Here is an 11,577-nt window from a genome sequence, read left to right on the forward strand (position 1 = left end):
GACTTTCTCGCGCAAGATGATCTATATCGGATCGAGCGGTGACCGGATTCGTCCGCGCCGGTCATCGTGCCCGTCTGAGTCCGCGCTGGTCAGCGTCGATGTTCACGGATCGGGACGCACTGGGCGAACCGTGACGACACGGCGGAGTGAGCTGGTGGAGAGTCGTCGCGGCCCGCTCAAGAGTGCGGTACCGTCCAACGTCGTGAGCCCTGTACGTCGCTGTTCGCGCACCGCGTGCGGCCGCCCCGCCGTCGCGACGCTGACGTACGTCTACGCGGACTCGACCGCGGTCCTCGGGCCTCTTGCCACCTATGCCGAGCCGCACTGCTACGACCTGTGCTCCGAACACTCGGAGCGGCTGACCGCCCCGCGCGGCTGGGAGGTCGTCAGGCTCGCCGTCGACACCGGCCCGCCCCGCCCCAGCGGTGACGACCTGGAAGCACTCGCCAACGCCGTACGCGAGGCGGCCCGCCCCCATGAGCGCGCGCCCGGCGGACCGTCGGGCCCGGGGCAGAGCGGCCGGGAGGGCGATCCGCGTGAGGTCTCCCGCCGTGGCCACCTGAGGGTCCTGCGCTCACCCGACTCCTGAGCCTTCCCCTTCCCGTCCCTCCCGGCGTTCTGCCGTACGCCGCCCCGAGCGCGCCGCACGACGGACCTCACAGTTGCTCCCCAGGTCCTGCGGGTAGGTTTTGAACCCCAGAGGCCGCCAAGAGGCCCTGAATCCGCAGAACGTAGAGACCTGCAGAAGTAGAGACCTCCAGAAGGGACTGCTGTGACCGACTTGTCGCAGATCGTGAAGGCGTACGACGTGCGCGGTGTGGTCCCGGACCAGTTGAACGAGCCGCTCGCCGAGCTGTTCGGCGCCGCCTTCGCCCGGGTGACCGGCGCGCGTGCGATCGTCGTCGGCCATGACATGCGCCCCTCGTCGCCTGGTCTGTCGCGGGCCTTCGCGACCGGGGCCGCCGCGCTCGGCGCGGATGTGACCGAGATCGGACTGTGCTCCACCGACCAGCTCTACTTCGCCAGCGGCCACCTCGACCTGCCCGGCGCGATGTTCACGGCCAGCCACAACCCCGCCCAGTACAACGGCATCAAGCTGTGCCGCGCGGGCGCCGCCCCCATCGGCCAGGACAGCGGGCTCGCCGAGATCCGCGCCCTGGTCGAGGAGTGGATCGCGGGCAGCGCGCCCGACCCGGTCGCCGACCGCGGCACGATCACCCAGCGGGACGTACTCGACGACTATGCCGCCCATCTGCGCTCGCTCGTCGACCTCACCGGCATCCGCCGTCTCAAGGTCGTCGTCGACGCCGGCAACGGCATGGGCGGCCACACCGTCCCCACCGTCTTCACCGGGCTCCCCGTCGAGCTGGACCCGATGTACTTCGAGCTGGACGGCACCTTCCCCAACCACGAGGCCAACCCGCTCGACCCCAAGAACATCGTCGACCTTCAGGCGCGCGTCCGCGAGACCGGCGCCGACCTCGGCCTCGCCTTCGACGGCGACGCCGACCGCTGCTTCGTCGTCGACGAGCGCGGCGAGCCGGTCTCCCCATCCGCGATCACCGCCCTGGTGGCCGCCCGCGAGCTGGCCAAGCACCCGGGCGGAACGGTCATCCACAACTGCATCACCTCGTGGTCGGTGCCCGAGGTCGTCAAGGAGCAGGGCGGCACCCCGGTCCGCACCCGCGTCGGGCACTCGTTCATCAAGGCCGAGATGGCCCGCACCGGCGCGATCTTCGGCGGCGAGCACTCCGCGCACTACTACTTCCGCGACTTCTGGAACGCCGACACCGGCATGCTGGCCGCCCTCCACGTCCTGGCCGCGCTCGGCGAGCAGGACCGCCCGCTGTCGCAGCTGGTCGCCGCGTACGACCGGTACGCCGCCTCCGGCGAGATCAACAGCGTCGTGGACGACCAGGCCGGGCGCATGACCGCGGTCAGGGCCGCGTACCAGGGGCGCGACGACGCCGAGCTGGACGAGCTGGACGGGCTGACGGTGACGGCCGCCGACTGGTGGTTCAACCTCCGCCCCTCCAACACCGAGCCGCTGCTGCGCCTCAACGTGGAGGCGCGCGATTCGGAAACCGTCGCCCGCGTCCGCGACGAGGTCCTGGCCGTGGTCCGCGCCTGAGAAGCCCCTCAAGGGGCGTCCGAGGGGGCGCCTGATGGGGAGGGGGCGCCGCGCTCCCTCCCCGGCGGTACGCTGACTGCGCTGGACTCAAACCGAAGGGACGACGCCCCATGCCGCTCGAAGCCGGTCTGCTGGACATCCTCGCCTGCCCGGCGTGTCACGCACCGCTGCGCGAGGAAGAGGGTCCGCAGACGCCCGAGCTGGTGTGCACGGGCGAGGGGTGCGGCCTCGCCTACCCGGTCCGGGACGACATCCCCGTGCTGCTCGTCGACGAGGCGCGCCGCCCGGCCTGACGCCGTCCCGCGCAGTTCCCGCCCCGCCCCGGACCGCACCGCCCACGGCGATCGGAGGCCGAAGCACCATGCTCGACGAATCCCTCCTCGACGCCCCCGAAGCCCTCGCCCGCGCGGACGTTCGCGGGCTGCTGCGGGGGGCCGCGGAATCCGGCGCCCGGGTGCGCACCGCGGCCCGGTACGCCGCCGAGGCGGGGGTCGCCGACCTCAAGCCGGACGGCAGGCCGCGCTCCGTGCTGGTCGCCGGCCCGGGCGCGGCGGGGAGCTGCACCGCCGACCTCCTCGGCGCCCTCAGCGGCAACAACTGCCCGGTCAGCCTGATCGCGCCGACGGGCGTGGCGCCCGCCCCGGGCGCGCTGCGCTGGACGCTGCCCGGCTGGGCGGGCCCGCTGGACCTGCTGCTGCTCGTCACGCCGGACGGCGCGGAGCCGGGGCTTCCGCCGCTGGTCGAGCAGGCGTACCGGCGGGGCTGCTCGATCGTGGCGGTCGCGCCCGCGCACTCCCCGCTGGCCGGCGCCGTCGAGCAGGCGCGCGGGCTGATGGTCCCGCTGGCCGCCGGCCCGTACAACAACAACTCGGCGCCGTACGACACGGCGCCGCCCGCGCCCGCCGGAACCCCGCAGGCCGAAGGGCAGCACACCGAGCCGACGGGCACGGCGCCGGACGAGGTGACGGGGCCCGCGCTGCCGGGCACCCTGTGGGGGCTGCTCACGCCGCTGCTGGTCCTCGTCGACCGCATCGGCCTGGTGGCCGCCCCGCCCAGCGTGCTGCAGCAGGTGGCCGACCGGCTGGACCAGGTCGCCGAGCGCTGCGGCCCGGCCATCGCCACCTACACCAACCCCGCCAAGGCCCTGGCCGCCGAGCTCGCCGGTTCGCTGCCGCTGCTGTGGACCGAAGGGCCGGTCGCGGCGGCCGCCGGGCGGCGCTTCGCGAGCCTGCTCGCACTGCTCGCCGGGCGCCCCGCGCTCGTCGCTGAGCTGCCCGGGGCGCTCGCCGCCCATGGCGCGCTGCTGGCCGGTTCGCTGGCCGGCGGCGCCGACCCGGACGACTTCTTCCGCGACCGGGTGGAGGAGGCGGAGGCGCTGCGGGCCAGGGTTGTGCTCTTGTATGACGAACAGGTCAGCGCGCTCTCGGCCGTGCCGACCGCCCGGGAGCTCGCGCTCGCCCACGACACCGCGCTCAGCGAGCTCGAACCGGGCGGGGGCGGTGTGCTGGAGAACGCGGCGGAACTCCTCGCCATCACGGATTTCGCCGCCGTTTACCTGGCGCTCGCCTCGACGGAGAGATCATGACGGAGTAATCCCGTCCTTCCGCACGTACAGTCAGGAACCGCACCCCATGGACCGCCTCGTCAACACCGTCCGCCCCTACGCCTGGGGCTCCGCCACCGCCATCCCCGAGCTGCTGGGCACGGAGCCGACGGGTGAGCCGCAGGCCGAGCTGTGGATGGGGGCGCACCCCGGGGCGCCGTCCCGCGTCGACCGCGGCGAGGGCCCGGTGGCCCTCTCCGACGTGATCGCCGCCGACCCGGAGGGCGAACTCGGCCCGGATGCCGTAGGCCACTTCGGGCCGCGGCTGCCGTTCCTGCTCAAGGTGCTCGCCGCCGCCTCGCCGCTCTCACTGCAGGTGCACCCCGACCTGGCCCAGGCCGAGGCGGGCTTCGCGGACGAGGAGGCGCGCGGCGTCCCCGTCGACGCCGCCCACCGCAACTACAAGGACGCCAACCACAAGCCCGAACTCATATGCGCGCTCACGCCCTTCGACGGGCTGTGCGGCTTCCGTGACGCCGACGAGGCCGCCGGGCTGCTGGCCGCCCTTGAGGTGGACTCGCTCAAGCCGTACGTGGACGTCCTGCACGCCCACCCCGAGTCCCACGCGCTGCGCGAAGTGCTCACCGCCGTACTGACCGCCGACCGCGAGGCGATCGCGGACACCGTCCACCAGGCCGCTGCCGCCGCCGAACGGCTCGGCGCGCAGGACGGCCCGCACGCCCCCGCGTACCGCGCGTACGCCTCCATCGCCCGGCACTACCCGGGCGACCCCGGCGTGATCGCCGCGATACTCCTCAACTACGTACAACTGCAGCCGGGCGAGGCGCTTTACCTGGGCGCGGGGGTGCCGCACGCCTATCTCGACGGCCTCGGCGTCGAGATCATGGCCAACTCCGACAATGTGCTGCGGTGCGGACTGACCCCCAAGCACATCGACGTCCCGGAACTGCTGCGCATCGTCCGCTTCGAGAGCGAGGCGCCCGGTGTGCTCCGCCCCGAGGCGGATTCCTCCGGCGAGGAGGTGTACACCACTCCGATCGACGAGTTCCGGCTCTCGCGCTACGTCCTGGCCGAGGGCACCGGCCCGCGCCCGCTGCCCTCCCGCACGCCCCAGATCCTGCTGTGCGCCTCGGGCACGGCGGTGCTGCGCGGCACGGGCGGCGACGGCGGCGATGGGGCCGAACTGCGGCTGGCACAGGGGGAGTCGGCCTTCGTCCCGGCGGGCGAGGCCGTGGCGCTGTCCGGCCCCGGCACTGTGTTCCGGGCCACAGTCGCCGCCTGACGCACCGCCGTTTGGCGGGGCTGCAACAATGGCCCGCCGTACGCAGTAAAGCAACGGCAAAGCTGCCGTGCGACGGAAGGGACATTCGGCACAAAATGAGTGCATCAGGCGGAACCAAGGCGATTGTTGCCGCGCTGGGCGCCAACCTGGCCATCGCCGTAGCCAAGTTCGTGGCGTTCGCGTTCAGCGGCTCGTCGTCGATGCTCGCCGAGGGCGTGCACTCGATCGCCGACTCCGGCAACCAGGGCCTGCTGCTGCTCGGCGGTAAGAAGGCCAAGCGCGAGGCGACCCCGGAGCACCCCTTCGGCTACGGCCGCGAGCGCTACATCTACGGCTTCCTGGTCTCCATCGTCCTGTTCACCATCGGCGGCGTCTTCGCCCTCTACGAGGGCTACGAGAAGATCAAGCACCCGCACGAGGTGGAGCACTGGTACTGGCCGGTCGGAGTGCTCGTGTTCGCGATCATCGCTGAGGGCTTCTCGTTCCGTACGGCCATCAAGGAGTCGAACGAGATCCGCGGCAAGCTGACCTGGTCGCAGTTCGTACGCCGGGCCAAGGCCCCTGAGCTGCCCGTCGTCCTGCTGGAGGACTTCGGCGCCCTGGTCGGCCTGGTGCTCGCGCTCGGCGGCGTCGGCCTGGCGCTGCTCACCGGCGACGGCGTATGGGACGGCATCGGCACGATCTGCATCGGCGTGCTGCTGGTCCTGATCGCCCTCGTGCTGGCGGCCGAGACGAAGTCCCTGCTGCTCGGCGAGGCCGCGGACGCGGACCAGGTCGCCAAGATCCGCGAGGCCCTGGTGGACGGCGAGACGGTCACCGGCCTGATCCACATGCGCACGCTCCACCTGGGCCCCGAGGAGCTTCTGGTCGCCGCCAAGGTCGCGGTCCAGCACGACGACACGGCGGCAGAGGTCGCCCGCGCGATCGACGCGGCGGAGGCCCGCGTCCGCGAGGCGGTCCCCATCGCCCGCGTGATCTACCTGGAACCGGACATCCTGCGCACCACGACCTCGGCGTAACAGGCACAAGCCCGCCCGGCACGCCACGGCCCCGCCCGGTCGCCGCCCGGCCGTGGGCCCTCGCTCGGGTACGCGTCCTCGCATCCGCCGGCCCGGTACGGGCCCTCGCGTCCGCCGGCCCGGCGCGCCGAGGCCACCTCGGCCTTCGGGGCGCGGCTCCGGCCGGGGCCAGCGGTCGGCCCCGGCGCAGCGCGGGGCCTGCGGGGCCCGGCGCAATGCCCTGCGGGGCCCAGGCCCCGCAGGGCAGCCGCAGATCGGAAACCGGGAAACCTGCGGCAGGGGCGGGTCAGGGGACGGTAGGGGAGAACCCGCCCCCGCCCCACCCCGCTACTCGATCTCGCCGAGCACCCGCAGGATCGCCGCCTCGTCCGCGGCCTCCAGCAGCCGCTCCCGGAACTCCGCACTCATCAGCTTCCGCGAGAGCAGCGCCAGGATCCGCAAGTGCTCATCGCCCGCCGCCGCCTCCGGCACGGCGATCATGAACACCAGCTTGGCCTTCGTACCGTCCAGCGCACCCCACTCGATGCCCTCCGGCGACCGGGCGAAGCCGACGACGGGCTCGGTCACCGCGTCCGTCTTGGCGTGCGGGATCGCGATCTCCTCGCCGAGGCCGGTCGTGCCCTGCTCCTCGCGGGCCAGTGCCGCCCGGACCAGCTCCGCCGCATCGGCGACCTTGCCGGAGGTGGCCAGCAGTTCGGCCATCTCGCGTATGGCGGCCTCTTTGCCGTCCGCGGCCAGCCGCTCCCGTACGGTCTGCTCGGTCAGATACCCGGACAGCACCTGATCCGCCCGCTCTGCCGAAGCCCCCTCGGACACAGCCGCAGGAGCCGGAGCGGAGGCAGACACAGCCGCAGAAGCAGACACAGACCCAGCCACAGAAGCAGCCGCACCCGCCCCCTCCGCCGCAACCCCCACCAGCGCCGGCTCACGCACCAGCCCGGTCCCCCCGACGCCGCCGGCCGCCGTGCCCGGCCCAGAAGCCTCACCGCCACCCTGAGCCGCACCCCCGCCGAGCGACATCAGCGCGATGGTCGTGAGCGCCGTAGCCGCCGTACCGATCACAACGGCGACGAAGAACATCGGCACCCCGTCGACCGCACCGAGCAGCGCCACGATCGGACCGCCGTGCGGCACGTTGTCCTCGACCGACGCGAGCCCCGCCACCGCACCGGCGACTGCGCCGCCGAGCATGTTCGCCGGGATGACCCGCGCCGGGCGTGCCGCGGCGAACGGGATGGCGCCCTCGGTGATCCCGAAGAAGCCCATGAACAGCGCGGCCAGGCCGGTCTCCTGCTCCTGGTCGTCGAACATCCGGCGGCGGATGAGGGTGGCCAGCCCCTGGCCCAGCGGCGGCACCGGAATGGCCGCCGCGCACATGCCCATGACCTCGGGGTTCTTGGAGACCAAACCGGCGCCGAAGAGGAAGGCGGTCTTGTTGACCGGACCGCCCATGTCGAACGCGATCATCAGGCCGAGGATCGTGCCGAGCAGCGCCGCGCTGGTGCCGGTCAGCCCGCCGAGCCAGTCGGTGAGGTGCTCGAAGACCCACGCGATCGGCTCGCCGAGCACATAGATGAAGAACAGCCCGAGCGCCGAGGTCGCCACGATCGGGATCACGATGATCGGCATGATCGGCTGGACGAACTTGGGCACCTTGACCATCTTGATCCAGCGCACCAGATAGCCGGCCAGGAAGCCGGTGACGATCGCGCCGATGAACCCGGCGCCCGCCTCGCTGTCGTACAGCTCGCCGTGCGCCGCGATCCAGCCGCCGACCATGCCGGGCACCAGCGCGGGCCGGTCGGCGATCGCATAGGCGATATAGCCGGAGAGGATCGGGATCATCAGCTGGAAGCCGATCACGCCGATGTCGTTGACGGACTTCCAGAAGGAGTCGTCGGGGATGACGATCCCCTTGGGCGTCGTATCTCCGCCCAGCGCGAGCGAGACCGCGATCAGCAGCCCGCCGACCACGACGAACGGGATCATGTACGACACGCCGTTCATCAGGGCCTTGTAGGTGACGCTGCGCCCCTTGCCGCCGCCGCCGGAGCCCGCCGCGCCACCGCCCCCCGCACCCGGACGGCCCGCGGCGGAGCCGCCGTCCCCGTCGTACACCGGAGCGCTGCGGACCTGCTCGATCAGCCGCTCGGGGTGGTGGATGCCCTCCGCGACGCCGACGACCAGCACCCTCTTGCCGACGAACCGGCTGCGGTCGACGTCCTTGTCGGCGGCGATGATGATGCCGTCCGCGTCTCTGACATCGTTGTCAGACAGTACGTTCTCGGCCCCGATCGAGCCTTGTGTCTCCACCTTCATGGCGTGCCCGAGCGATTCCGCCGCTTGGGCCAGCTTTTCCGCAGCCATATAGGTATGCGCGATGCCGGTCGGGCAGGCGGTCACGGCGAGCAGCTTGAGCCCTGGTCCGCTGGCCCCCGCGCCGTTGGGGGGATCGGCTGGACTGGTCACGTGGTTCTCCTTCTGCGACGGGTTGAGCGAGCGCGGGAAGGTGCAAGGGTCCCCGCGCCGAACGCATCCCGCAAGAGGTCCGGACCGGAACAAAACCCAGGTCGGCAGGGCAGAGACGGCGAACCGGCCGAAGAAAGCGTCCACAGGCTGAAGAAAGCGGTCATCGGCTGGGGTTCGCTGCGCCGATCGGTGTAGATTCGTGACCGAGCCAGACGTCGCTGCTGATGGCGGTCGGGCGGTCCGCCCCGCGGACCGGCCGAGGGAGAGAGGGCCTCCGACGGACTGCGCACTGCGAACAGGGGACCCGTGTGTCCGTATGACCACGGCGCCGAGGTGCCGCTGTCGCATGCCCAGCCGAACCACTCTCGCTCGATACCGATCCATGAGGAGCAGCACATGACGAATGCCGTCTCCGGTCAGGACTTCAAGGTCGCCGACCTGTCCCTGGCCGCCTTCGGCCGCAAGGAGATCACCCTCGCCGAGCACGAGATGCCCGGCCTGATGGCGATCCGCGAGGAGTACGCGGCCAGCCAGCCGCTCGCGGGCGCCCGGATCACCGGCTCGCTGCACATGACGGTGCAGACCGCGGTCCTGATCGAGACCCTGGCCGCGCTCGGCGCGCAGGTCCGCTGGGCCTCCTGCAACATCTTCTCCACCCAGGACCACGCGGCGGCCGCGATCGCCGTCGGCCCGAACGGCACCCCCGAGGACCCGCAGGGCATCCCGGTCTTCGCCTGGAAGGGCGAGACCCTGGAGGAGTACTGGTGGTGCACGGAGCAGGCGCTGACCTGGCCGGGCACCGCCACCGGCGGTCCGAACATGATCCTGGACGACGGCGGCGACGCCACCCTCCTGGTCCACAAGGGCGTCGAGTACGAGAAGGCCGGCGCCGCCCCGGACGTCTCCACCGCGGAGAACGAGGAGCACCGCGTCATCCTGGAGCTGCTGAACCGCACCCTCGCGGAGAGCCCGCAGAAGTGGACGCAGCTCGCCTCGGAGATCCGCGGCGTGACCGAGGAGACCACCACCGGCGTCCACCGCCTGTACGAGATGCACCGGGACGGGACGCTGCTCTTCCCGGCGATCAACGTGAACGACGCCGTCACCAAGTCGAAGTTCGACAACAAGTACGGCTGCCGCCACTCCCTGGTCGACGGCATCAACCGCGCCACCGACGTGCTGATCGGCGGCAAGGTCGCGGTCGTCTGCGGCTACGGTGACGTGGGCAAGGGCTGCGCGGAGTCGCTGCGCGGCCAGGGCGCCCGGGTCATCATCACCGAGATCGACCCCATCTGCGCGCTTCAGGCGGCGATGGACGGCTACCAGGTCGCCACCCTGGACGACGTGGTCGAGACCGCGGACATCTTCATCACCACGACCGGCAACAAGGACATCATCATGGCCTCCGACATGGCCAAGATGAAGCACCAGGCGATCGTCGGGAACATCGGCCACTTCGACAACGAGATCGACATGGCCGGTCTCGCGGCGCTCCCCGGCATCGTCAAGGACGAGGTCAAGCCGCAGGTTCACACCTGGACGTTCGCCGACGGCAAGGCGATCATCGTGCTGTCCGAGGGCCGCCTGCTGAACCTGGGCAACGCGACCGGTCACCCGTCGTTCGTGATGTCCAACTCCTTCGCGAACCAGACCATCGCCCAGATCGAGCTCTTCACCAAGCCGGAGTCCTACCCGACCGACGTCTATGTGCTGCCCAAGCACCTGGACGAGAAGGTCGCCCGGCTCCACCTCGACGCCCTCGGCGTCAAGCTGACCACGCTCCGCCCGGAGCAGGCCGCCTACATCGGCGTCCCGGTCGAGGGCCCGTACAAGCCCGACCACTACCGCTACTGATCACCCGCTGATCGCCTGCCGATCAGCCACTGATCGCACCAGCAGCCGGTAGCCGGCCCCCGCCTCGGCGGGGGCCCAGGGCCCGCCCAGGCCGGTCAGGCCGGGCGGGCCTTCGCACGTCAAGGACCAAGCCCATGCCCCGCGGCCGCTACTCCCTCCACGACCCGCACGATCACACCCCGCTCGGCGAGGAACACTTCCACTGCGCGCCCGGCCCCACCGGCTGGCGCTACGTCGCCCAGCTCACCTCCCCCTCCGGCGATCACAGCGGCTCCGTGGACCTCACCCTCGACGAACTCGGCCGCCCCCTCCGCCTGGAACTGAACGCCGCGAGCTGGCGCGTCCGCGGCGCGGCGCTGGACGGCGTCACCTGGGTCCGTACCGACCCGTCCGGAGAACACGCGACCGAGGGCAATGTCGCCGCCCATGCCTTCACCGGCTCCTCGCCGGCCTTCCTGATCGCCACGGCCCGCCTGCTACGCCTCACCCTGGGCGCCCCCGCCACCCGCGTGCGCCTCGTCGCCTTCACCGCCCCCGTCCTCGCGCCTCGCACCCTCGACCAGTCCTGGGCCCTGCTGGACAGGTCGGCACACCCGACCGACACCGGCCCTCTGACGGTGGACGAATACCAGGTCACCGCGCTCGATACGGGGGAGCAGCACTCGGTCCATATCGCGGGTGACGTGGTGCTGGCGGCGCCTGGCATCGAGCTCGAGGAGCTCGAGAGCCCACCGTCGTCCTTCTCCGCACCCCTCCCTGATCCGGATGCTTGACCTCCGCCTCCTGCGGAGTTACAAAGGCAGTCGTTGGTTGTTTCACATGGACGGTCGAGACGTCGCTCGGACGTCGAGCCACCGGGTCGACACACCGCCCACCACGCGTGGCGCACTGTGCATCGCCCCCTTCTGACCTGCTACTGTGCTCATCTCACCCAAACCCCTTGACGGGGGCTGTTGGGGGAGGTAGGTTTTAACGGTTGCGGCGAGCAGGGTTTGCTCGTGGGCAACCGTTAGCACCAAGATCGCTTCGGCTCTGAATTCCGATTCGAGCGAGGCACTTCGATCCTGTAGGGAATCGCGAAGCCGATTAGGTCGGCCGATGCGGGTCTGCTAAAGTCGAAACAGCCGAAAGGCAAAGGCCACTCCAACGGCCACCAGAAATGAAATTCGGACCGGGAACGGACCGGAAAACGGATCTGGTAAGGTTGGAAACACCGAAGGGAAGCGCCCGGAGAAACCGGTGAAACGGTTTCGAAGGA

The 11,577-nt window shown here is 71.3% G+C and carries 9 protein-coding genes; 8 read left to right on the top strand and 1 reads right to left on the bottom strand.

Annotated features, from left to right (window positions below; all coding sequences use genetic code 11):
* The first annotated feature begins 154 nt into the window (after window positions 1-154).
* From ACH4U7_RS45875 to ACH4U7_RS45900, 6 genes are all read left to right on the top strand, one after another.
* Window positions 155-589 (top strand): DUF3499 domain-containing protein, encoded by a 435-nt coding sequence (locus tag ACH4U7_RS45875; RefSeq protein WP_385630228.1) that lies wholly within the window; start codon window positions 155-157, stop codon window positions 587-589.
* A 183-nt stretch (window positions 590-772) separates the two neighbouring features.
* Window positions 773-2,131: a phosphomannomutase/phosphoglucomutase gene (locus ACH4U7_RS45880; protein ID WP_398533710.1), complete on the top strand. Its 1,359-nt coding sequence runs from the start codon at window positions 773-775 to the stop codon at window positions 2,129-2,131.
* Window positions 2,132-2,241: 110 nt separating this feature from the next.
* On the top strand, window positions 2,242-2,424 hold the full coding sequence (locus ACH4U7_RS45885; protein WP_398533711.1) for a Trm112 family protein: 183 nt from the start codon (window positions 2,242-2,244) through the stop codon (window positions 2,422-2,424).
* A gap of 68 nt (window positions 2,425-2,492) precedes the next feature.
* Window positions 2,493-3,716, top strand: a complete 1,224-nt coding sequence (locus ACH4U7_RS45890; protein WP_398533712.1) for an SIS domain-containing protein — start codon at window positions 2,493-2,495, stop codon at window positions 3,714-3,716.
* Window positions 3,717-3,762: 46 nt separating this feature from the next.
* Window positions 3,763-4,977 carry a mannose-6-phosphate isomerase, class I gene (gene manA, locus ACH4U7_RS45895; protein ID WP_398533713.1) on the top strand — a complete coding sequence of 405 codons (1,215 nt, stop codon included), beginning with the start codon at window positions 3,763-3,765 and terminating at the stop codon, window positions 4,975-4,977.
* Between the two features lie 95 nt (window positions 4,978-5,072).
* On the top strand, window positions 5,073-5,996 hold the full coding sequence (locus tag ACH4U7_RS45900; RefSeq protein WP_398533714.1) for a cation diffusion facilitator family transporter: 924 nt from the start codon (window positions 5,073-5,075) through the stop codon (window positions 5,994-5,996).
* A 327-nt stretch (window positions 5,997-6,323) separates the two neighbouring features.
* Here the strand turns inward: ACH4U7_RS45900 and ACH4U7_RS45905 are convergent, their stop codons facing one another.
* The gene (locus ACH4U7_RS45905; protein ID WP_398533715.1) at window positions 6,324-8,465 is read right to left on the bottom strand and encodes a fructose-specific PTS transporter subunit EIIC; all 2,142 of its coding nucleotides are present in this window, start codon (window positions 8,463-8,465) and stop codon (window positions 6,324-6,326) included.
* 396 nt (window positions 8,466-8,861) lie between these two features.
* Here ACH4U7_RS45905 and ahcY point away from each other — a divergent pair, with 396 nt between their 5' ends.
* Complete coding sequence (ahcY, locus tag ACH4U7_RS45910) at window positions 8,862-10,319, top strand: adenosylhomocysteinase (protein ID WP_398533716.1); 1,458 nt, start codon at window positions 8,862-8,864, stop codon at window positions 10,317-10,319.
* A 134-nt stretch (window positions 10,320-10,453) separates the two neighbouring features.
* A complete protein-coding gene (locus ACH4U7_RS45915; RefSeq protein ID WP_398533717.1) occupies window positions 10,454-11,092 on the top strand; it encodes a hypothetical protein in 639 nt (212 codons plus the stop codon).
* Window positions 11,093-11,577: the final 485 nt, after the last annotated feature.

The organism is Streptomyces sp. NPDC020845 (genome assembly GCF_044334165.1).
Lineage (GTDB): Bacteria > Actinomycetota > Actinomycetes > Streptomycetales > Streptomycetaceae > Streptomyces.

What these genes read in the sequence shown, in the direction of transcription:
- ahcY (WP_398533716.1), top strand. Translation starts at nt 8,862, where the DNA reads ATGACGAATGCCGTCTCCGGTCAGGACTTCAAGGTCGCCGACCTGTCC.
- ACH4U7_RS45900 (WP_398533714.1), top strand. Translation starts at nt 5,073, where the DNA reads ATGAGTGCATCAGGCGGAACCAAGGCGATTGTTGCCGCGCTGGGCGCC.
- ACH4U7_RS45885 (WP_398533711.1), top strand. Translation starts at nt 2,242, where the DNA reads ATGCCGCTCGAAGCCGGTCTGCTGGACATCCTCGCCTGCCCGGCGTGT.
- manA (WP_398533713.1), top strand. Translation starts at nt 3,763, where the DNA reads ATGGACCGCCTCGTCAACACCGTCCGCCCCTACGCCTGGGGCTCCGCC.
- ACH4U7_RS45890 (WP_398533712.1), top strand. Translation starts at nt 2,493, where the DNA reads ATGCTCGACGAATCCCTCCTCGACGCCCCCGAAGCCCTCGCCCGCGCG.
- ACH4U7_RS45915 (WP_398533717.1), top strand. Translation starts at nt 10,454, where the DNA reads ATGCCCCGCGGCCGCTACTCCCTCCACGACCCGCACGATCACACCCCG.